Raw genomic sequence first — 22,317 nt, forward strand, 5'->3', positions numbered from 1 at the left:
GACGCCATGGCTACCGACATCGTCGTTCTCGGCGCCGGCATGGTCGGCGTCGGCACCGCGCTCGCGCTGCAGCAGCGCGGCCATGCGGTCACGCTGGTCGACCGCAAGATGCCGGGCCGCGAAACCTCCTACGGCAACGCCGGGCTGATCCAGCGCGAGGCGGTGGAACCCTATGCGTTTCCGCGCGACATCGCCACGCTGCTGCGGGTTGCAGCGGGCGTCGGCAACGACGTGCACTACCACGCCGACGCGCTCTGGCCGCTGCTGCCGCGGCTGGTGCGCTATTGGTACCACTCGGCGCCCGCGCGCCATGCAGTGGTGGCGCAGGCCTACGAAAAACTGATCGCCCACTGCCTCAGCGAACACGCGGCGCTGATGGCGCCGGCCGGTGCCGAAGAACTCGTTCAGAAGCGCGGCTGGCGGCAGGCCTACCGGTCGCAGGCCGCCTTCGATGCCGCCGCAGCCGCGGCGCGCACGCTGGCGCAGCACCACGGGCTGGCCGCCGAACTGCTCGACGGTGCGGCGCTGGCACGCGCAGAACCCGCGCTGCATGCGCCGATGGCCGGTGCCATCCATTGGCAGGACCCTTGGTCGGTGAGCGATCCGGGCGAACTGGTGGCGCGCTATGCAAGGCTCTTCCTGCGCCGCGGTGGCCGCTTCGTGCACGGCGACGCGATGACGCTGCAGCGCGGCGCCCACGGCTGGTCGGTCGCGACCGACGACGGCAGCGTGACGGCGGCGCATGCGGTGGTCGCGCTCGGCCCGTGGGCCGGCACGCTCACGCAACGCCTCGGCTACAGGCTGCCGCTGTTCGTCAAGCGCGGCTATCACCGCCACTACGCCACCGAGACAAGGCTGGTCGTGCCGATGCTCGACGCCGAGCGCGGCGTGGCGCTGTCGCCGATGTCGCGCGGCCTGCGCATCGCGACCGGCGCCGAATTCGCGCGGCACGATGCGCCCGCCACGCCGGTGCAGCTGGTGCGTGCCGAGCACAGCACGCGTGAACTGCTGGCGCTCGGCGCACCGCTGGAAGACCCGCCCTGGCTCGGCGCGCGGCCCTGCACGGTCGACATGAAGCCGGTGATCGGGCCGGCACCGCGCCATGCAGGGCTGTGGTTCAACTTCGGCCATGCGCACCAGGGCTTCACGCTCGGGCCGGCCAGCGGGCGCCTGCTCGCGGAAATGCTGCACGGCGAAACGCCGTACATCGATCCGGCGCCTTACCTGCCGAGCCGCTTCGGCGCCTGAGCGTCGGCCGGAGCCGGACGCCGCCGTAGCGAACTCGGCCCGCAGGCGCAGCGCGCCCGCGTCAGGCGATCAGAACTTCACGTTCATGCTGACCGCCACGGTGCGGCCGGGCATGGTCCGGCGCTCGATGTCGGCCAGCGCGGTGGCGGTCGTGCCCAGCGCCAGGCTGCGTGACGACGCGTAGTCCCAGTACTTGCGGTCGAACACATTGAACAGGCCCAGGTTGAGCGTCACGTTGCGGCTGACGTTCCAGTAGGCGGCGAGGTCGAGCAGGCCGTAGCCCGGCACACGGAAGTAGGTCGTGGTGCTGCTGGCGATCACGTCGCCGCTGGCCTGCTTGCCCTTCACGGCGGTGGCCGCGGCCGACACGCCGAAGCGCTTGCCCGGATCGTCGTAGGCCAGCGTCAGCGTGCCCTTGGCCGGCCCGACCGAGGCCAGGTCGCCGCTCTTGCCGGTGTCGGTGTTGTTGGCCTTGCCATGCGCCACGCCCGCGGCCAGGGCGATGCTGTAGCCGGAGGCGGCGCGGCTGAACTCGCCCAGTTCGAAGCGGCTCGAGAACTCGACGCCGGAGATGGTCGCGCGGCCGATGTTCTCCGGCCGGTAGAGGCCGTAGGTCGCCGTCGGGAACTCCGCCGCATACGACGCGTACGGCAGCGACTCGTACTCGATGAAGTTGCGGTAGCGCGTGTAGAACGCCGAGGCATGCAGCGTCACGCCGGCGGCGGGCGTGCCGCGCACGCCGAACTCGAAGGCATTGCTGGTTTCCTTCTTCAGGTCGGGATTGCCGAGCACCGCATAGCCGGCGCCGGTGCCGGTGTAGCTGAACGAGTCGTAGGTGCCCCACTTCTCGGACGCCGACGGGATGCGCGTGCCGCGGCTGTACTGGCCGTACACGTCGAAGCCGGGCGTCATCTCGACGGCCAGGCTCAGGCTCGGCGTCGCGAAGGTCTCGGTTTCCTTGGCGATTTCCGAGCTCGCGGCGGGCAGCGCGGTCACGTAGGTCGAGAGGTTCTTCGGCGTGGTGGTGCGGTGCTCGACATTCACGCCGGGCGTCAGCGTGGCGCGATGGCCGCCCAGGTCGAAGCCGATTTCGTCGCGCAGATGCGCGGTGAACTTGTCGACGTCGGTGTCCGGCATGCGGTTCTTCGAGCCGGTGGTGACGGCGCCGGTGCTCAGCGTGGTCCGCACTTCGGACCAGGGCCGGCGCGTCTCGGTGCTCTCGAAGCTCAGGCCGTAGTTGAAGTTGTGCGCGCCCCAGGCCTTGGTCGCATTGACGGCCGCGCCGGCGCTCTTGTTGTAGAAGCCGGTGAAGATGTCACGCGAGTACAGCGTGCTGTAGACGGGGACCTGCGTCTCGTCCTCGATGCGGGCGTCCTGCACATAGAGGCGCGCGTCGAGCCGGTCGAACAGCGCGATGCTGCCGGCGTCGGGCGTGAAGCCGTAGTCCAGGCTCACCCGCGTGCGTTCGGTCTCGGCGGTCTGCTGCTGGCCCTTCGGGTACGTGGTGGTCGTCTTCGTGCTGAAGTCGTTGTCGTCCTTGCGGTCGTAGTGGTCGATGGTCAGCACGAAGCGGTGCGTCCGGTTGCCGTCCCAGACGAACTTGGCCAGCAGCGCATTCGAATGCCAGTCGACCGGATAGGCCGGGGCGCTGCCGTTGTTCTCGGTCTCGTGGCCGTCGCGCCGCGCATAGACGATCAGCGCCTGCACGTCGCCGAAGCGCTGCGCACCGGTGAAGGCGTTCAGCCAGCTGTTGTCGACCGACTGATAGGCCAGCTTGTAGCCGTAGAACGAAGTGATGCCGTTCTTCAGGTAGTCCTCGGGCGACTTGGTGATGAACGACACGTTGCCGCCCAGCCCCTGCCCGCCGGCCTGGCCGGACGAGGACGTGCCGGAGTCGATGCGCACCTCGCGGAACATCTCCGGATCGAAGTAGTCGCGGCCGATGCCGAAGCTGTTGAGCGTGGCGCCGTCGGGCTTGGGTGCGGCCTCCGGCATCGAGATGCCGTCGACGTCCAGCCCGATGCGGTTGCCCTCGATGCCGCGGATGTTGTAGCCGGTGTAGCCCGAGCCGTCCCACACGTTGCCCGAGCCTGCGGCGGCGGAAGGCGCGGTGACCAGCGGCTGATAGCGCACGATGCCGGCCACGTCCTTCACGCCTTCGCGCGTCATGTCGTCGGTGCCGATGACCGTGTGGGTGCCCGCCTCCGGCTTCTCGCGGCGGCCCTCGACGGTCGTGGTGGGCAGCGTGGTGTTCTGCGTGTCGGTGCTCTGTGCCACGACGTCGGCGGCTGCGGGCGCCTGCTGCGCCAGGGCCGAACCGGCGAAGCCGAAGCCGATGGCGATGAACAGCGAAAGGGGACGTAGGAGAAATGGGGAGGAATTGGGGAGATTCACATTGAAGCCTGGCGACAGTGGGTTGGACTGCTCGCTGGGCTGCGCACGCTGGGGTGCCCCTTCCTCGCTGGCTGAAACCGGGCATGGTTGGCCCGGGCCGCGGACTATCGGCGACTCGTGACAAATTGTCAAACCCGGCGTGCAGTCCGTACCCCCGTCATGGCAATTCGTCCACCGGGTTTACGCGGTCTTCACCTGCCTCACATCACAGCGCCGTCCACCACCCGGATACTCGCGGCCGATCCGCTGTCTTCGCCGTCTTCGCTGTCCTTCCCCCATGCCCGCCTTCTTCAAGCACCCGGTTCGCCTCGTCCTCATCGCGGCAGTCCTTCTTGCCGCAGCCTTTGCCGGCTACCGGCTCCTGTTCTTCCGACCGCCGCCACCGGCCTACATCGCCGCGCCCGTGACGCGGGCCGACATCGAGGACACGGTGCTCGCCAACGGCACCTTCCAGGCGCTCAAGCAGGTCAGCGTCGGCTCGCAGGTGTCGGGGCAGGTCAAGTCGCTCAAGGTCCAGCTCGGCGACGACGTGCAGAAGGGCCAGCTGGTCGCCGAGATCGATTCGCTCACGCAGCAGAACGCACTGCGCACCGCCGAGGCCGCACTGGCCAACGTCAAGGCGCAGTTGCGCTCGTCCGAAGCCACGCTCGCGCAGAACGAACTGGCGTTGCGGCGCCAGCAGCAGATGCGCGCGGCAGACGCCAGCGCCCAGGCCGACCTGGAAACCGCACAGGCGACCTTCAAGACCAGCCAGGCCAGCGTCGAAGCGCTGAAGGCGCAGATCGACCAGGCGAAGATCACCGTCGACACCGCACGCGTGAACCTGGGCTACACGCGCATCGTGTCGCCGATCGACGGCCAGGTCGTGGCGCTGGTCACGCAGGAAGGCACCACCGTGAACGCGAACCAGACCACGCCGACGATCATCATCGTGGCGCAGGTCGACACCATGACGGTCAAGGCCTCCATCTCCGAAGCCGACGTGATCGGCGTGAAGCCGGGCCAGCGCGCCTACTTCACCATCCTGGGCGAACCCGACAAGCGCCAGCAGGCGGTGCTGCGCACGGTGGAGCCGGCCACCGACAGCATCAGCAGTTCGAGCACCACCAGCTCGACCTCGTCGTCGAGCACCACGTCGACCAGCACGACCAGCGCCACGGCGATCTACTACAACGGCCTGTTCGACGTGCCCAACCCGGACCGCAAGCTGCGCATCTCGATGACGGCGATGGTCTACATCGTGCGCGGCGAAGCGAAGGGCGCCCTGACCATCCCGGTCGGCGCGCTGAGCGCGCGCGCACCGGACGGCAGCTTCGGCGTGAGCGTGATCGGCGCGGACGGCCTGGCGCAGCCGCGCCGGGTGCGCATCGGCATCAACAACAACGTCACCGCCCAGGTGCTCGACGGCCTGCAGGAAGGCGAGCGCGTCGTGCTGGGCACGGCGTCGGGCGCCCCATCGGCCGCAGCGGCCGGCGGCCCCGGCCGCATGCGTCCGCCGCCGGGATTCTGAGATGGACGGGATGCACAAGGACGACACCGGCGCCACGGGTCGTGCGGACGCGCCGCTGCTGTCGCTGTCCGGCGTGTGGCGCGAGTTCCCCGCGGGCGAATCGACCATCGCCGTGCTGAAGGACGTCCGGCTCGACATCCGGGCCGGCGAGATGATCGCGATCGTCGGCCAGTCGGGCTCGGGCAAGTCGACGCTGATGAACATCCTCGGCTGCCTCGACCGGCCCACGCGCGGCAGCTACAGCGTGGCGGGGCATGCGGTCGGCGCGCTCGATGCCGATGCGCTGGCCGCGCTGCGTCGCGAGCACTTCGGCTTCATCTTCCAGCGCTACCACCTGCTGTCGGACCTGACGGCGCAGGGCAACGTCGAGGTGCCCGCGGTCTATGCGGGCGGAGCGCGGGGCGCACGGCGCACGCGCGCACGGGCGCTGCTCGAGCGGCTCGGCCTGGGCGACCGCACGCACCACGTGCCGGGCAAGCTGTCGGGCGGCCAGCAGCAGCGCGTGTCGATCGCGCGGGCGCTGATGAACGGCGGCAGCGTGATCCTGGCCGACGAGCCGACCGGCGCGCTCGACCGCCATGCCGGCGCCGAGGTGCTCAAGATCCTCGCCGAGCTGCATGCCCAGGGCCACACCATCGTCATCGTCACGCACGACATGAACGTGGCCCGCAGCGCGCAGCGCATCGTGGAGATCAGCGACGGCGAGATCATCTCGGACACGCGCACCGACCCCGACGCGCCGCAGGTGACGCCGCCTGCGCTCGCACCGCTGCGCACACCGCCGCGCTGGCGCATCGGCGCCTGGGCCGACCGCTTCGCCGAGGCCTTCCGCATGGCGCTGCTGGCGATGAACGCGCACCGGCTGCGCACGCTGCTGACGATGCTCGGCATCATCATCGGCATCGCGTCGGTGGTGTCGGTGGTCGCGCTCGGCGAAGGGTCGCGCCAGAAGGTGCTGGCCAACATCAGCTCGATCGGCACCAACACGATCGAGATCTTCTCGGGCACCGGCTTCGGCGACCCGCGCTCGGCCCGCATCCAGACGCTGCTGCCGTCGGACGCCGAGGCGCTGGCCGAGCAGAGCTACGTCGACAGCGTCACGCCGAACATCCAGAGCTCGCTCACGGCGCGGTACCGCAGCATCGACGCGTCGGTCACGGTCAGCGGCGTGGGTGAGCAGTACTTCCGCGTGAAGGACCTCGCACTCGCGCAGGGCACGGCCTTCAGCAACGACGCGGAGCGCAGCTACGCGCAGGTCGCGGTGATCGACGACAACACGCGCAAGAAGCTGTTCCCGAACACCGACCCGGTCGGCCAGGTGCTGCTGCTGGGCAGCATGCCGGTGTACGTGGTGGGCGTCACGGCCAAGAAGGACAGCGCGTTCGGGCCGAACAGCGAAAGCCTCAACGTGTTCATCCCCTACACCACCGCGATGCGCCGGCTGGTTGGCCAGGGCTACCTGCGCAGCATCACCGTGCGCGTGAACGACGAGACGCCGATGGCCGCGGCCGAACAGGGCATCAACCAGTTCATGGAACGCCGCCATGGCCGCGTCGACTTCTACGTGCTCAACACCGACAGCATCCGCCAGACCATCGAGAGCACCACGCAGACCCTGACGCTGCTGGTGTCGTCGATCGCGGTGATCTCGCTGCTGGTCGGCGGCATCGGCGTGATGAACATCATGCTGGTGAGCGTGACCGAGCGCACCGGCGAGATCGGCGTTCGCATGGCGGTCGGCGCGCGCCAGAGCGACATCCAGCAGCAGTTCCTGATCGAGGCGGTGCTGGTCTGCCTGTGCGGCGGCGTGCTCGGCATCCTGTGCGCGCTCGGCTTCGGTGCCCTCTTCTCGGCGTTCAGCAAGGACTTCACGATGGCGTTCTCGGCCACGTCGATGCTGACCGCCTTCCTTTGCTCGACGCTGATCGGCATCGTCTTCGGCTTTCTGCCGGCACGCAGCGCCGCCCGTCTCGACCCGATCGAGGCGCTCGCGCGCGACTGATGGATCTGCACATGAATCTTTCTTCCTCGCACAGTTCTTCACGGCCGCACGCGCATGGCCGAAGCGCCGGCGTGCCGTCCGCCCCGATGGCGATACCGGCCGTGATGGCGCTGGCGCTGCTGCTGGCCGGCTGCAGTGCCACGCGCACGCCCTACGTCGCGCCGAGCCTCGAGCTGCCCGCGCAATGGTCGCAGGCCGGCACGCCCACACAGCACACACAACCCGACGGCGCCGCCCAGACGGCAGCCGCCGACCGCTGGTGGACACGCTTCGGCGATGCGCAACTGAGCGCGCTGGTCGATGCCGCCTTCGTGCGCAACAACGACCTCGCGGTGGCGGCGCTCAAGGTGCGGCAGGCGCGGCTGGAAGCCGGCCTGGCCGAGAGCAACGAACGCCCGACCGTCAGCGCCAGCGTGTCGAGCCAGCGGCAACGCAGCTTCGGCCGACCGCACGACGCCACCGGCAGCCAGGCGGCGAGCGTGTCCGTGAGCTACGAGGTCGACCTGTGGGGCCGGCTCGCCAGCCTGTCCGACGCGGCGCGCTGGGAAGCCGAGGCGACCGAGCAGGACCGGCTCAGCACCGCCGCGACGCTGGCCGGCACGGTCGCCGGCCTGTACTGGCAACTGGGCTACCTGAACCAGCGCATCGAGAGCGGCGAGGCCAGCGTCGCCTACGCCGAGCGCACGCGCCAGCTGGTCGATGCGCAATACCAGGCCGGCGCGGTGTCGGCACTGGAAACCGGCGAAGCCGAAAAGAACGTCGTGAGCCAGCGCGCCACGCTCTCGGCGCTGCAGCAGCAACGGGTCGAGGCGCGCAATGCGCTGGCGATCCTGTTCGATGCGGCGCCCACGCCGGCCGCGCTGGCGACCGCGCTGCCCGCGGAACCGCAGCGCCTGCCGACGCAGCCGCTGCCCGAGGTGGCGGCCGGCCTGCCGGCCGAACTGCTCGCACGCCGGCCCGACCTGCGCGCGGCCGAGCTGCGCCTGCGCGAGACGCTGGCCGACGCCGACGCCACGCGCGCCAGTTACTACCCGGCGCTCACGCTGACCGGTGCGCTCGGCGGCGCGAGCACGGCGCTGGGCAGCGTGCTGGCCAATCCCTACGGCCTGCTCGGCGCCGGGCTCACGCTGCCCTTCCTGCAGGTCGACCGCATGAAGCTGAACAACGCGATCGCGCAGGTGCAGTACCGCAGCGCCGTGACCAGCTTCCGCCAGACGCTCTACAGCGCGCTGTCGGACGTCGAGAACGCGCTGTCCGCGCGCACCGAGCTCGCACGCCAGGGCGCGCTGCTGGCCGAGGCGCTCGCCGCCTCGCGCCGGATCGAGCAGCTCTACGAGGTGCGCTACCGCAACGGCGCGGTCGCGCTCAGCGTGTGGCTCGACGCGCAGGAAAGCCGGCGCAGCGCCGAAGTCGCGTGGGCCGAGAACCGGCTGTCGCAGCTCACCAACCAGGCGACGCTCTACAAGGCGATGGGCGGCGCGGTCTGACCCGGCCGGGCGCCAACGTGCGCCATTCGGCCGCGTGCGCGGTTGCCACCGCCGCGACGCGGCGCTAGGATGATTGACATCTAAACGATTCAACCTTCATGCGAGGTGCGGGCCGCCGCCCACGGGCGGACCGACGCCATTGCAGCGCACGCATGACCTCCTACCGCGACCGGCCCGACGCCATCCAGGCCCTTGTGCAGGACGACCGCGTGCACCGCGACGTCTACCTCAGCGACGAACTCTTCACGCTGGAGCAGGAACGCTTCTTCGCCAACGCCTGGCTCTATGTCGGCCACGCGAGCGAGGTGCCGGCCGCCGGCGACTACCGCACGCTGGAACTCGCCGGCCGGCCGGTGATGATGGTGCGCCAGGCCGACGGCGGCATCGGCGTGTTCTACAACCGCTGCGCCCACAAGGGCAGCCAGCTGGTCAGCGACGAGTACGGCAATGCCGGCCGCTTCTTTCGCTGCCCGTACCACGCCTGGACCTACAAGCTCGACGGCGCGCCGCTCGGCATGCCGCTGCGCGAGGGCTACGAGGGCACGCGGCTGGCCGAATGCGAGTCCGGCCGCGGGCTGGTCGCGCTCGCCGCGGTCGCGGTCTACCGCGACTTCGTGTTCGCCCGGATCGCGTCGCGCGGCACGGGTTTCAAGGACTACTTCGGCGAGGTGCTCGGCGCGCTCGACAACATGGTCGACCGCTCGCCCGAAGGTCGGCTGAGCGTGGCCGGTGGCGTGATCCGCAACGTCATCCACTGCAACTGGAAGATGTACCTGGAGAACATCAACGACACGGTGCACCCGATGTCCGCGCACGAGTCGGCCACGCAGGCGGCCAAGGCGCTGTGGGAAGGCCATGCGCCGGACGAACCCAAGCCGATGGCGATGGAACAGATCCTGCCGTTCGGCGCCGGCTACGACTTCTTCGACCGGATGGGCGGGCGCGTGTTCGCCAACGGGCACAGCGTGCTGGGCATCCACTTCAGCATCCACTCGAACTACGCGCAGCTGGCCGACTACGAAGCCGCGATGCGCAGCGCGCACGGCGAGGCACGCGCCACCGAGATCCTCCAGCGCTCGCCACAGAACTCGGTGTTCTTCCCGAGCCTGTCGGTCAAGGGCTCGCCGCAGGCCATCCGCGTGATCCGTCCGCTGGCCGCCGACCGCACGCTGATCGAGGCCTGGAGCTTTCGCGCGGCCGGCGCACCCGACCTGCTGCTGCAGCGCGCGATGAACTACAACCGGCTGGTGTTCTCGCCCATGTCGGTGGTGGCGCACGACGACGTGCATCTGTTCGAGAGCATGCAGCGCGGCCTGCGCGCCGAAGGCAACGACTGGGTCAGCCTGCACCGCGGCCACGTCGCCGGCGAGCAGGCGCCGGACGCGCCGACCACGCAGACCACCAACGGCACCAACGAGCTGTTGATGCGCAACCAGTTCCGCGCCTGGGCGAAGCACATGGCGCCGGACGCGGAGGTTCCGCGATGAGCGCCGACCCGCGCGACTTCGTCGTCGAGGAGGCCGCGCTGCTCGATGCGGGCCGCTTCGACGACTGGCTGGCGATGTTCACGGAAGACGGCCACTACTGGGTGCCGCTGAAGGGTGCGGCACAGACCGATCCGTGGTCGCACAACTCGATCGCCTATGAAGACCGGCTGCTGCTGCAGTTGCGTGTCGACCGCCTCAAGAATCCGCGCGCGCATTCGCAGCATCCGGGCAGCAGTTGCCAGCACGTGCTGCAGGCACCGCGCGTGACGCACGAGGACACGGCGACCGGCGAGATCGTGCTGCGCACGCCCTTCCTCTACATCGAGGCGCGCGGCGGCGCGCAGGTGATGCTGGCCGGCACCTGCGGCCACCGCCTGCTGCGCACGCCGGCCGGCTTCGCGATCCGCGAGAAGCGCATCGACCTGCTCGACCCGGGCCGTGCGCTGCCGATGATCCAGCTGTTCATCTGAGCCGCAGCCTCGCGCCGCGGCGGGTGCACGGCGTCAGGCGCTTTCCTGCGCGCTCAGCGCGGACCGGATCTTGCGCGCCAGCGTATCGCGCGCATACGGCTTGGTCAGCAGTTCGGCGCGCGCCTCCAGCAGCGCGCCCTGCACCACCAGGTCGCGCGTGTAGCCCGAGGTGAACAGGATGCCGATCCGCGGATGCGTGTGCCGTGCCAGCTCGGCCAGCTCGATGCTCTTGAGCTTGCCCGGCATCACGACGTCGGTGAAGAGCAGGTCGACGGCCGCGCCGCGCTGCAGGATCGACAGTGCGGTCGCCGCATCCTCGGCCTCGAGCGTGCGGTAGCCGAGCTCGGCGAGCATCTCGACCACGGTGATGCGCACGGCGGCGTTGTCCTCCACCACCAGCACGGTCTCGGTGCCGCCCTGCACGACCTCGGCCGGCACGTCGGCCACCGGCTCGGCCTCGCGCGCGCTGCGTGGCAGGAAGATCTTGACGGTGGTGCCGCGATCGACTTCGCTGTCGATGTCGATGTGACCACCCGACTGCTTGACGAAGCCGTACACCATCGACAGCCCGAGCCCGGTGCCGCTGCCCACCGGCTTGGTCGTGAAGAAGGGCTCGAACACCTGCTTGAGCACCTCGGGCGGCATGCCGCTGCCGGTATCGCTCACCGCGATCATCACGTACTCGCTGCCGGCCTTGCCGCGGCCGAGCACGGCGTCGGCGTGGTCCAGCGTGCGGTTCTCGACGTCGATCGCCAGGCGCCCGCCGCCCTTCATCGCGTCGCGCGAATTGATGGCGAGGTTGAGGACCGCGTTCTCGAATTGCGCCGGGTCGACGTAGGCCGTCCAGAGATCGTCGGGCCGCGCGATGCGCACCTCGACCTGTTCGCCGATCGTGCGGCGCAGCAGTTCTTCCATGCCTTGGCACAGCTCGCCGACGTCGATCGGCTTGGGCGCGAGTGCCTGGCGCCGGCTGAAGGCGAGCAACTGGCTCGACAGCTGCGCGCCCTTCTGCACCGCGGCCAGCGCAGCGGCCACACGCTTCTGCTGGCGCGCGTCGTCGCCGCAGCTGCGCGCCAGCAGATGCAGGTTGCCCGAGATCACCTGCAGCAGGTTGTTGAAGTCGTGCGCCACGCCACCGGTGAGCTGGCCGACGGCTTCCAGCTTCTGGCTCTGCCGCAACTGCTCGCGGGCCGTTTCGAGTTCGGCGGCGCGTTCCTTCTGCTCGGTGATGTCGCGCGCGGCCGCATAGAGCAACCCGCGGTCCGGCACCACGGTCCAGGACAACCAGCGATAGACGCCGAGCTTGGTTCGGTATCGGTTCTCGAAGCCTTTGGTGCGCTCGCCGTTCATCAGCCGCGACACCTCGGCCTCGGTGGCCGCGAGATCGGCCGGATGCACGAAATTGAGGAAGGGCGTGGCGCGGATCTCCTCACGGCTCCAGCCGAGCACGCTTTCCCAGGCGGGATTCAAGCTCTCGAAATAGCCGCGGTCGTTCGCGACACCGAGCAGGTCCTGGCTCAGCGTCCAGGTGCGGTCGCGCTCATAGGTGCGCTCTTCGACCTGGCGCTCCAGCGACGCCGCGAGCGCCTGCAGTTCGATCTGCGCCTCGCGCCGTGCGATGGCGGCCTGGATGCGCTCGCCGACCTCACGGACGAAGGCCAGCTCCTCCAGCGACCATTCGCGCACGCTGCCGTGGTTGAGGTACAGCAGGCCGACCAGGCCGCCCTTTTCCGCGAGCGGCATGTTGACGACGGCGCGCGCGGTGATGGCGATCAGCGCGTCCGCGCTTTCGCGCGTGCGCGGGTCGGTGCGTGCATCGGCGAAGCTCACCGTGATGCCGCGCCGCAGCTCCTCGATGTAGGAACCGTAGTCGCGAAAATGAAGCATGCCGGCCAGGCTGGCCACGCCCGGCGCGGTCCAGTCGCGCTCGATCGTGATGGTCTCAGCCACCTTGTCGACCATGCCGTAGCCCGCACGGTCGACGTTCAGCTCGCGCCCGAGGATCTCCGCCGCCGCATAGGCCAGGTCGCCGGGTTCGTCCAGGTCCCGGATGCGGTCGCCCAGTTCGACGAGCGCGACACGGCGCGACTCGACGCGCCCGTAGCGCGTGTCCGCGTCGCGCAGCCGATGCTCGGCGCGCTCCCGCGCGACGCGGGCGTCGATTTCACGCAGCGCGCGCTCCAGTACCACGGGCAGGCGTTCGAGCCGGCCCTTGCTCACGTAGTCGGTGGCACCGCGCTTGAGCAGTTCGACCGCGTTGTCCTCGCCGATCACGCCGGAAACGAAGATGAAAGGCAGGTCGGGCGCCATGCGGCGCGTGATGTCCAGCGCGAGCGGGCCCGAGAAGCCCGGCAGCTCGTGGTCGGACAGAACGAGATCGAAGCCGCCTTGCGCCAGCGCGTCGACGAAGCGCTGTTCGTCGCGCACCCACTCGCACACGGCCTGGGGATACGAGGCGGCCAAAGCCATCTGCAGCAGTTCCGCGTCGAAGCGCGAGTCCTCCAGCAGGAGGACCTTCAGCGCGCGCTGCGGCGCCGCCACCGGCTCTCTAGTCATGCCGCCGGGATGCCTTGAGCGAACCCGGCGGCGGCTCGTTGAGCACGGCCCAGAACACGCCCAGCTCGGCGATCGCCGAGACGAACTGGTTGAACTCAACCGGCTTGACCACGTAGGCGTTGACGCCCAGCTCGTAGCTCTTCAGCACGTCCGACTCTTCCTGGGACGACGTGAGCATGACGACCGGGATGCTGCGCAACGCCACATTGGCACGCACGGCTTCGAGCACTTCGAGGCCGGTGACCTTGGGCAGCTTCAGGTCGAGCAGGATCACCGCCGGATTGCCTTCGGCACGCTCGGCGTGATCGCCTTCGCGCTGCAGGTATTCGAGCGCCTGCGCGCCATCGCGCAGCACCACCACCTCGTTGGCGAGTTGGCTGCGCTCCAGTGCGATCAGGGTGAGTTCGAGATCGCGTTTGTCGTCTTCGACCAGCAGGATGGGCTTGAGCATGTTCTTCTGTTCCGTCGTTCAGGTCGCCGCGGGCGGCGGTGCTTCGGCCACCGCCCTCGGAAGGATGAAGCCGAAGCTCGCACCCTGGTTCAATTCGCCTTGAGCCCACACGGTTCCTCCATGGCGCTCGACGATCCTCTTCACGTTGGCCAGGCCAATGCCTGTACCTTCGAATTCTTCAGCCTGGTGCAGGCGCTGGAAAACGCCGAAAAGCTTGTCCGCATATTTCATCTGGAAACCGACGCCGTTGTCCTGCACCTCCAGGCCATCGCCTTCCGGGCGACGCACGGCCCGCACGGCGATGCGCACGGGTGTGCGGCCGCGCGAGTACTTCACGGCATTGCCCAGCAGGTTGCGCACCGCGACCTGCAGCAGCAGCGGATCGGCGAAGAGCACCGGCAGGCCGGGCTCGATCGTCCAGGCGATCTCGCGCGTCGGTTCCTGACGTGCGATCTCGCGCACCAGTGCCTCGACCAGCCCGGCCGTGTCGACACCGCGCCGCTTGAGCGCCGAGCGTCCCATGCGCGAGAAGTCGAGCAGCGCGTCGACCAGTTGGCCGGCGAAGGCCGCAGCCTCCTTCACGTGCGTGAGGTAGCGATGCGCGCGCTCCGACAGCAGCTTGCCTTCGGTGTCGACGACCAGGTCCACATAGCCGGCGATGTGCCGCATCGGCGCACGCAGGTCGTGCGACACGGTGTACGAGAAGGCTTCCAGTTCCTTGTTCACGCGGCCGAGTTCGGTGGCGACCTCGGCCAGCTCCTCGGCGCGCCGCAGCACGATGCCGATCAGCGCCTGGCGCAGTTCGCCCGCCGCGCCGACCTCGGCCGGCGACCACGGGTTCGAGCGGCCGCGGATCTCTTCGGCCCAGCTCGCAAAGCTGTGCCGGGGATGGATGCGCCCGTCGTCCTGCATGCGCGGTTTCTGTGGGTTGCCGGCCCAGGTCACGGTGCGGACGATCTCGGGCCGGAACCAGAGGATCAGATGCCGGTGGACCTGCGAGATCGACACGGCCAGCACCCCGGCGGCGGTGCCGGCCTGCGCCGAGGCGCCTTGGAAATGCCGCGCCAGCGAGTCGCTCTGGTAGACCTGGACGCCCAGTCCGACGATCCACTGCGACAGCGCCTGGACATCGTCGTCCGGCGGCGTGTCGCCCACGGTCCAGACCTGGTCGTCGAGCACGACCGCGGCGCCGGTGGCCCGCGCCACGCGCAGCAGCAGCGACGGCTCGGTGATGAGCCGTTGCAGCGTACCGTCGCTGTCGGCCAGGTGCGCCACGATCTCCAGCGTGAGCTGGCGCAGTTCGAGCCGCTCGGCCACCCCGCGGCTGGCCTCCTTCGACTGGATCTGCAGCGCCAGCAACTGGCCGAGATGCTCGCAGGCGAGCCGCGTCGGCAGCGACAGGAAGCGCGGCGCGTGGTCGTGGCAGGAAATCAGGCCCCAGAGCCGGCCGTTGACCACGATCGACACGGACATGGACGCCAGCGTGCCCATGTTGCGCATGTATTCCAGGTGCACCGACGACACGCTGCGCAGCAGCGCCTGCGACATGTCGACCGGAGCGACGGGCGCACGGCCTTCCATCGCGCGCAGGCGCACCGGCGTGTAGGTGGCGTCGGGAATCAGGCGGAACTGGTTGAGCAGGTAGAGCTCGCGGGCCTGCTGCGGGATGTCGGCCGCCGGAAAGTGGTGGCCGGCGTAGCTGTCGTAGTCGGGCTCGCGCTCTTCGGCGAGCACTTCGCCGTGGCCTTCGTCGTCGAAACGGTAGATCAGGCAGCGGCCGAAACCGGTCAGGCGCCGCATCTCGGTGGCAGTCAGGGCCGTGAGCTCGGCCATGGACGCCGCCGCCTGGAGCCGGGGCAGGAAGACGCGGGTGAGCGTGTAGATCGGTGCTTCATTGCCGGCCGAGGGCAGCGCCGGCTCGAACTCGACCAGCACGTGATCCTGCTGCCGGTGCGCCGACACGTCGAACGCGTGCGCCGAGATCCGCGCCGCGCCGAGCGACACGGCCGGCGCGCCCGGCACCAGCCCGGCCAGCGCCGCGCGCGGCAGCCAATCGACGGCAGCACCGAGCAGGTCATCGGGCCAGTTGTCGCTGCAGGCTTCGAGCGCCAGGCTGGCCGCGTTCAGCACCAGCATCCGGCCATGCGGCTGGATGGCGCCCGGCACGCGAATGGGCTCGAGATCACAGGCCGACAGGTCGGCCAGGGCATCCTTGGGCGGGAGAGGCGCATCAGGCGATGCGGACGACACAGGCACGGTTACGGCAAAGGGAAGATGAGCGGGACGAAAGAGGCGAAGGCTTTGCGCCGTGCACGCCGCCCCAAAAACACGGAAAGCGATCACCGACGCTGTGGCCGATGATGCCAGCGCCCCGGAGAGGCATTTGTGGGCGTCGTCCTACATCACGGCATGACGCCGCCGCATCCTCACCGTCGATGCGCGCCGGTTCGTCGGTAGGACATCGCGGACGGCGGATGCGTCGTGCAGGGCAGATCGGGCGCTCCGCGAGAATCGCGGCGGGCTGCGCCATCGGACCGATTTCAGAGCTTTCGAAGCCGATCCGCGCAACGACGACAATCCCTGCCTTTCGAGACCACGTCACCTGCCGCACATCCGGATGATGTACCGCTTTCTGAACTGCGCCGGCAGCCCTGCTGCAACGCGCCGCGCCCGGGCACCCCTGCTCCGCCATCCGTCGGCCGGACCGGCATGGCGGCTGTTGCTCGCGGCCTGGCTGGGCTTGCTGAGCATGTTGCTGCCGATCATGGCCGATGCGCAGCAGGCCGAGCAGGCCGATCCGCGCACCGAGCCGCTGCGCGTTTCGCACCTGCCCGGCGGGCTGGCGGCCGTCCGGCACCTGCAGTTCTTCGAGGACACGACGCGCAAGCTGACGATCGACCAGGTGCGCGCGCCCGAGAACCAGGCGCGCTTCGCGTTTCCGGACAACCCGCTGGTCGGCAAGGAGTCCGATCGCGTGCTGTGGTTCAAGCTGCAGCTGCAGTTGGCGGACCCCGCCGACGCACCGCACGAATGGCTGATGCTGGTGCCCACGGTGTCGACGCACGACCTGCAGCTCTACGGCCCGTTCGACGCGGACGGCCATGCGGTGGCGCCGCCGGTGGTCACCGGCATGCGCCATCCGTGGGCCACGCGGCCCGCCGCGTCGGAACAGATGGCCTGGATCTTCCGGCTGCCGGACGCGCGCACCTACACCGCGTACTTCCGCGTGGAATCCACCTTTGCCCGGATCTACGACGTGTCGATCTGGAAGCCGGCGGACTACCTGGAATCGACCCAGGACAAGCGCATGTTCGACGGCCTGAGCTACGGCGTGCTGCTCGGCCTGACGGTCTATGGCCTCGTGCTGCTGCTGGTGTTCGGCGAAGCGCTGTATGCGTACTACATGCTGTCGTGCGTGTGCGGGCTGCTCGCACTGGCCAGCATCAACGGCCATGCGCTGCGCTACCCCTTCGCCCACTGGCCCGAAGCCGCCGGCGTGGCCTACACGGCCGGGCCGGCGCTCTGGGCGATCTGCAAGCTGCAGTTCGGGCGCCGCCTGCTCCGGCTGCGCCACTTCGCGCCGCGCCTCGACCGGCTGGTGCAGGCCTTCACGCTCACGCTCGCATTGGCCATTCCGTATGCCAACTGGGGCGCGTACCCGCTGTGGACCTTCCGCCTCGTTCAGATATCGGTGGTGGCGTCGACCGTGGTGCTGGTGATCGGCGCGCTGGTCGCCGTGCGGCGGCGCTACTGGCCGGCCGTGCTCTATTTCTTCGGCGTCGCGATGCTGCTGGCAGGCGTCGGCGCGATCGTGGTGGCGAGCTGGGGCTGGATCGCCTGGGCGCCGAACCAGATGAACGTGTCGCAAGCGGCGCTGGTGGCCGAGCTGATCGTGTTCGCGGTGGCGATGGCATCGCGGCTGCGGCTGGTCCTGCGCTCGGAACAGGCGCTGACCGCGCGCACGCAGCAACTGGTCGAGGCGCTCGGCACCGACGCGTTGACCGGTGCCACCAGCCGCGCCGGCCTGCAGAGCCGCGGCGAGGAATGGCTGCGCAAGGAGCAGCCCTTCGCGCTGATGCTGCTCGACCTCGACGGCTTCAAGGGCGTGAACGACGCGCACGGCCACGCGGCCGGCGATGCGGTGCTGATCGCGATGGCGCAGCGGCTGCGCCAGCAGGTGCGCGCGGCCGACGTGGTGGCGCGGCTCGGCGGCGACGAGTTCGCGGTGCTGGTGATGGGCAGCCCGACGCGCGAAACGCTCGCCGCGATGGCGACCCGCATGATCGAGGTGAGCACGCTGCCGGTCGACTACGAAGGTCGCAGCGTCACGGTGGGCATGAGCCTGGGCATCGCCCGTTATCCGAACGACGGCAACACGCTCGCCAGCCTGCTGCGCGCGGCCGACTACGCGATGTACCACAGCAAGCAGCAGCGCTCGGGCCCGGCCTACACCTTTGCCGACGACCTGGACGACGCCGGCATGCCGCAGTCCGAACCGGCGCGGCTGCTGCGCTGAGCGGGCCATCGGCGGCCGGCGACGTCCGTCAGCGGGCGGGCGGCTCGGCGGCCATCTCGGCCGCATAACGCGCCGGAGGCCGGCCGACGATCCGGCTGAACGCCGTGCTGAAGGCGCTGGTCGACTGGTAGCCGCACGCGAAGGCGATCTCCGACAGCCGGGCACGTCCGGCGCGCAGCGCGTCCTTGGCGAGCGCCATGCGCCACTGCAGCAGATAGTCGATCGGCGCAAGACCGACGACGCTTCGGAAGCGTTCCGCGAACACCGAGCGCGAACTCCCCGCCATCTCGGCAAGCTGCGCCACCGTCCAGGCCCGTTGCACGTCGGCGTGCATGGCGCGCAATGCCGGCGCGACCTGCGGATCGGCAAGGCCGGCCAGCAGGCCCGCATCGGCCGCGTCGGCCGCCAGGGCGCCATGCCGGATCGCCTCGACCAGCATGATTTCGAGCAGCCGATCGAGCATCAGCGTGCGGCCGGCGCGCTCGGATGCCACCTCGTCGCCGATCAGGTCGAGCACGGCGCGCAGCCGGCCCGCCGTCGCTTCCGGTGAATGCACCTGGACGACCGAAGGCAGCAATGGCCGCAGCAGACCTGCATTGGCATCGCCGAAGCTGAAGTAGCCGCCCAGCAGGCGCGTGACCGAACCGGCACCCGCGGTGCCGATGCGCCGCACGATGCCCTCCGAGCCGCTGCGCCGGGCCGAGGTCGGCAGGTCGATCGGCGCGACCGGCTGGCCGTCGGACAGCGTCCAGACGGGCGGCCCGGTGAGCAGCAAGAAGTCGCCTTCGCCAAGCCGACGCTCGTCGTGCCCCGGCACCTGAAGCCCGCAGCCGCCGCTGGCCACCAGGCAGAACACCACGCCGTCATTGGCCGGGAAGCGAATGGCCCAGTCACCTGCGCATTCGGCGAGCTTCCAGGCGAGGCCTCGGGGGTGGAGCAATGCAAGTGTCTGGGTCAGCGGATCCATGCGGACGATCTCGAACAAGATTGAGCTTCTTCAGCATAGATCATCCTGCCTCGGCTCCCTAGACTTCGGGCATCACGCACAACCACACGCCATCCGGACCATGACCGACACTTCTTCGCCCGCCTCCGACGCCACTGCTGCCCTTCCCCAGGCCGACCTGTCCAACTGGCGCGAACGTCCGCACAGCACCTGGGCCTTCCGCAACCTGCGCGCGCTGGTGCCTTGCGCCGACATCCCTAACGCGCCCGGCCGCGTGCAACCGCTGCCCGATCGCACCACGCCGCTCGATGGCTTCCAGCTGCGCACGCGCGACGGCGGCACGCTCGACCTCGACCAGTTCCTGCGCGCCACCTGCACCGACGGCTTCGTCGTGCTGCACGACGGCCACGTCGTGTGCGAGCGCTACGACGGCGGTCTCACGCCTCACGCGCCACACATCCTGATGTCCGCCACCAAGTCCGTGGTCGGGCTGGTCGTGGGCGTCCTGGCAGGCCATGGCGAACTGGACGTCGACGTCACGGTCGGCACGGTCGCGCCCGAGCTGGCGGCCACGGCATTCGGTGACGCAACGCTGCGGCAGCTCCTGGACATGCGCACCGGCGTCGGCATCGAAGGCCCCGCACTGGACGCCTATCGCGCCGCAACCAGTTGGGAACCCAATTCGCCCCACGGCACGCCGAGCGACCTCGCCAGCTTCTTCCGCGAGGGAACGGCGACCCACGGCGCGCATGGCGGCCCGTTCCGCTATGTGTCGGCGAACACCGACCTGCTCGGCCTGCTGATCGAGCGCGTGACCGGGCGGCCTTTCGCAGCCCTCGCGAGCGAACTGCTCTGGCAACCGATGGGAGCCGAAGACGGCGCCTTCATCACGGTCGACAGCCGCGGCGCGCCGCGCTGCACGGGCGGCTTCTGCGCCACGGTGCGCGACCTGGCGCGCGTCGGCCAGCTGGTGGCGGATGACGGCCGGTGCGGTACGCGCGACGTCGTGCCGGCCAGCTGGCTCGAAGACATCCGCCAGCACGCCGATCGCGCAGCCTGGGATCAGGGGGAATTCGCCACCGGCTTCGCGGGCCTGCCGATGCACTACCGCAGCGGCTGGTATGCGATCGATGGTGCCGTGCAGACACTCTTCGCGATGGGCATCCACGGCCAGCATCTGTTCGTCGACCGCACGAATCGCCTGGTCGTCGCCAAGCTGTCGTCGCAAGCCCTGCCGATCGATCCCGTGGCGATGCAGCTCACGCTGCGGGCCGTTCAGGAATTGCGGCGCTGCCTGACGGCGTGAGCGTCAGCCGCGGCCGCGCTGGCTGCGGACGCGCGACGCCAGAAGCAGCGCGGCGAACACGATGCCCGCCGCCGCACTGAGCCAGCCGAACCAGGCCACCAGGCCGGCAGCCCACATCGGCTGCACGAGGGCGAAGGCGAGCGATGCGGCCAGCAGCGTCCAGCCGGCCCGGCGCAGGACCCGCGTCACGGCCGGCGCCAGCGACTCGCCCCACAGATCCTCCTGGTGACGCTCCATGGCAAGCGCCAGGCAGGCAAAGGCGGCGACGCACAGGAGAAGCATCGGCCAATGGCTCATGGTGCCGCCTCCGCGGTGCGCAGCGCGGCACGGCGCGCAGGCCGGGCCTTGGGCTGATGGCGATGCGTGCGAACCGCCAGCAACGCATGCAGGCCGGCAAAGGCCACGAAGCTCAGATCGATCGCGGCGAACACCCAGTCGCGCTGCACGATGCTGTGCAGCAGGCCGCGCCCGGTGGTGGCCGCGTTGAGAAACGGCAGCAGCACGAACAGCGCCGCGGCGAGCCAGAACAGCTCGACCCAGGCCTTCTTCGCAGGGCGCAGCACCGCATGGGCGAGCGTCAGTCCCCAGGCGATGAAGAACACGTTGATCTCCCAGTCCTTGCGCGCCGCCAGCCCGTCGGGCAGCAGCCGGTTGCCCCAGAAGAACACGGCCATGGCGACGGAAAGACCGGCGATCGAGGCGATGTTGAGCCGCTCGACCAGCCGGAACCCGAAGTACGGGCGCGCGGGGTCCGGCAGCCTGGCGCGACGCTTGACGGTCCACATCACCAGGCCGGTGCCGACCATGGCCGTGCCGGCGAGGCTGACCAGAAAGTAGAGCCAGCGCAGCGTGGTGTCTGCAAAGCGGCCCAGGTGCAGCGCGTACATCACGCCGCGCGTCTCGGCGGCTGCACCGACGCTGTCCTTGGTCTGCAGCAGACGGCCGCTCGGGCCGTCGAACAGCATGTACTGCGGACTGGTCGAGACACGCGCGCCGTCGCTGCGCACCACGACCACGCGAGCGGCCGCGTCACCGCCGTTGTTGACCGTGACGCGCCCGACGCCGTCGCGGCCCCAGCGCGCCTGCGCCTGCCGGACCATGTCGGCGACCGGCGCCAGCGCCGCCTTCTCGCCGCTCGGCGGACCTGCGGGCACGAAGGCGCTGAGTTCCGACTGCATCGCCTGGCGCGTCTGCGCGCCCTTGAAGGCCATGTCGCCACCCCAGGGCACGTACATGAACATCAGCGTGACCAGCCCGGTGTAGGTGATCATCAGGTGGAAGGGCAACCCGAACACCGAGAGCGCGTTGTGCGCGTCGAGCCACGAGCGCTGGCCCTTGCCGCCGCGGAAGGTGAAGAAGTCGATGAAGATCTTCTTGTGCGTGATGACGCCGCTGACGATGGCGACCAGCATGAACATCGCGCACAGCCCCGCCACCCAGCGGCCCCACAGCACGGGCAGGTAGTGCAGCTGGAAATGGAAGCGGTAGAAGAACTCGCCCCCGTTCGAATCGCGCACGCTGATCTTCTGCGCGGTCGCCGGGTCGAAGACCGCGCTTTCGAAGCGCTTGCCGGCGCGCCAGAACGCATCGGCCGTGTTGTTGCGATCGTCCGGCAGGCCGATGCTCCACTGCGGGCTCTGCGGCGCCAACTGCGCCATGGTCGCGACCAGCCGAGGCGCGAGTTCCGCGGCATCGGGCTGGTGCGCCTGCGCAGGCACCTCGGGCCGCATCCACTGCGAGATCTCTTCCTTGAAGTAGCTCACCGTGCCGGTGAGGAACATGGCGTAGAGGATCCACCCGCCCAGCAGGCCGACCCAGATGTGCAGGTCAGACATCGTCTGGCGGATGCCGGGCGGCTTGGCTGGCTTGGCGGTCTTCTTGGGGGCGGATGCCGGGCTGCCTGCGTCCAGCGACTCGCCGGCCTTGTTCGATTCAGCCATGCCG

General features: G+C 69.7%; 15 protein-coding genes. 8 read left to right on the forward strand and 7 right to left on the reverse strand.

The window, feature by feature from the left end; all coding sequences use genetic code 11:
• The first annotated feature begins 6 nt into the window (after positions 1-6).
• Entirely contained in the window at positions 7-1,248 is a 1,242-nt protein-coding gene (locus tag AC07PZ_RS17925; protein WP_495296482.1) for an NAD(P)/FAD-dependent oxidoreductase, read from the forward strand.
• Positions 1,249-1,317: 69 nt separating this feature from the next.
• Here AC07PZ_RS17925 and AC07PZ_RS17930 read toward each other — a convergent pair whose 3' ends face one another.
• Entirely contained in the window at positions 1,318-3,642 is a 2,325-nt protein-coding gene (locus AC07PZ_RS17930) for a TonB-dependent hemoglobin/transferrin/lactoferrin family receptor (RefSeq protein ID WP_495296483.1), read from the reverse strand.
• A gap of 277 nt (positions 3,643-3,919) precedes the next feature.
• On the opposite strand from AC07PZ_RS17930, the gene AC07PZ_RS17935 reads away from it, so the two are divergent.
• The 5 genes from AC07PZ_RS17935 to AC07PZ_RS17955 all read left to right on the forward strand — a co-directional run bounded on the left by AC07PZ_RS17935 (position 3,920) and on the right by AC07PZ_RS17955 (position 10,598).
• Positions 3,920-5,152 carry an efflux RND transporter periplasmic adaptor subunit gene (locus AC07PZ_RS17935; protein WP_495296484.1) on the forward strand — a complete coding sequence of 411 codons (1,233 nt, stop codon included), beginning with the start codon at positions 3,920-3,922 and terminating at the stop codon, positions 5,150-5,152.
• Position 5,153: 1 nt separating this feature from the next.
• Entirely contained in the window at positions 5,154-7,154 is a 2,001-nt protein-coding gene (locus tag AC07PZ_RS17940; protein WP_495296485.1) for a MacB family efflux pump subunit, read from the forward strand.
• 11 nt (positions 7,155-7,165) lie between these two features.
• Positions 7,166-8,641, forward strand: coding sequence for an efflux transporter outer membrane subunit (locus AC07PZ_RS17945; RefSeq protein ID WP_495296486.1), 1,476 nt, complete (start codon positions 7,166-7,168; stop codon positions 8,639-8,641).
• Positions 8,642-8,793: 152 nt separating this feature from the next.
• On the forward strand, positions 8,794-10,128 hold the full coding sequence (locus AC07PZ_RS17950; RefSeq protein ID WP_495296487.1) for an aromatic ring-hydroxylating dioxygenase subunit alpha: 1,335 nt from the start codon (positions 8,794-8,796) through the stop codon (positions 10,126-10,128).
• Entirely contained in the window at positions 10,125-10,598 is a 474-nt protein-coding gene (locus AC07PZ_RS17955; RefSeq protein ID WP_495296488.1) for an aromatic-ring-hydroxylating dioxygenase subunit beta, read from the forward strand. The genes AC07PZ_RS17950 and AC07PZ_RS17955 overlap by 4 nt, the downstream gene beginning before the upstream one ends.
• 33 nt (positions 10,599-10,631) lie before the next feature.
• Here AC07PZ_RS17955 and AC07PZ_RS17960 read toward each other — a convergent pair whose 3' ends face one another.
• The 3 genes from AC07PZ_RS17960 to AC07PZ_RS17970 are packed head-to-tail and all read right to left on the reverse strand — an operon-like array spanning position 10,632 to position 15,861.
• The gene (locus tag AC07PZ_RS17960; RefSeq protein WP_495296489.1) at positions 10,632-13,154 is read right to left on the reverse strand and encodes a hybrid sensor histidine kinase/response regulator; all 2,523 of its coding nucleotides are present in this window, start codon (positions 13,152-13,154) and stop codon (positions 10,632-10,634) included.
• A complete protein-coding gene (locus tag AC07PZ_RS17965) occupies positions 13,147-13,605 on the reverse strand; it encodes a response regulator (protein ID WP_495296490.1) in 459 nt (152 codons plus the stop codon). Before AC07PZ_RS17965 ends, AC07PZ_RS17960 begins: the two co-directional genes overlap by 8 nt.
• 18 nt (positions 13,606-13,623) lie before the next feature.
• Positions 13,624-15,861, reverse strand: a complete 2,238-nt coding sequence (locus AC07PZ_RS17970) for an ATP-binding protein (RefSeq protein WP_495296491.1) — start codon at positions 15,859-15,861, stop codon at positions 13,624-13,626.
• Between the two features lie 361 nt (positions 15,862-16,222).
• Here AC07PZ_RS17970 and AC07PZ_RS17975 point away from each other — a divergent pair, with 361 nt between their 5' ends.
• Positions 16,223-18,121, forward strand: coding sequence for a diguanylate cyclase domain-containing protein (locus AC07PZ_RS17975; protein WP_495296492.1), 1,899 nt, complete (start codon positions 16,223-16,225; stop codon positions 18,119-18,121).
• Between the two features lie 28 nt (positions 18,122-18,149).
• Here AC07PZ_RS17975 and AC07PZ_RS17980 read toward each other — a convergent pair whose 3' ends face one another.
• Positions 18,150-19,106: an AraC family transcriptional regulator gene (locus AC07PZ_RS17980; protein ID WP_495296493.1), complete on the reverse strand. Its 957-nt coding sequence runs from the start codon at positions 19,104-19,106 to the stop codon at positions 18,150-18,152.
• Between the two features lie 82 nt (positions 19,107-19,188).
• Here AC07PZ_RS17980 and AC07PZ_RS17985 point away from each other — a divergent pair, with 82 nt between their 5' ends.
• Positions 19,189-20,373, forward strand: coding sequence for a serine hydrolase domain-containing protein (locus AC07PZ_RS17985; protein WP_495296494.1), 1,185 nt, complete (start codon positions 19,189-19,191; stop codon positions 20,371-20,373).
• 3 nt (positions 20,374-20,376) lie between these two features.
• Here AC07PZ_RS17985 and AC07PZ_RS17990 read toward each other — a convergent pair whose 3' ends face one another.
• Together AC07PZ_RS17990 and AC07PZ_RS17995 are read right to left on the reverse strand one after the other, a co-directional pair.
• On the reverse strand, positions 20,377-20,670 hold the full coding sequence (locus AC07PZ_RS17990; protein WP_495296495.1) for a DUF3325 domain-containing protein: 294 nt from the start codon (positions 20,668-20,670) through the stop codon (positions 20,377-20,379).
• Complete coding sequence (locus AC07PZ_RS17995) at positions 20,667-22,313, reverse strand: PepSY-associated TM helix domain-containing protein (RefSeq protein ID WP_495296496.1); 1,647 nt, start codon at positions 22,311-22,313, stop codon at positions 20,667-20,669. Before AC07PZ_RS17995 ends, AC07PZ_RS17990 begins: the two co-directional genes overlap by 4 nt.
• Between the last annotated feature and the right edge of the window lie 4 nt (positions 22,314-22,317).

The sequence above is a fragment of the Variovorax sp. GW821-FHT10B04 genome, from assembly GCF_059415645.1.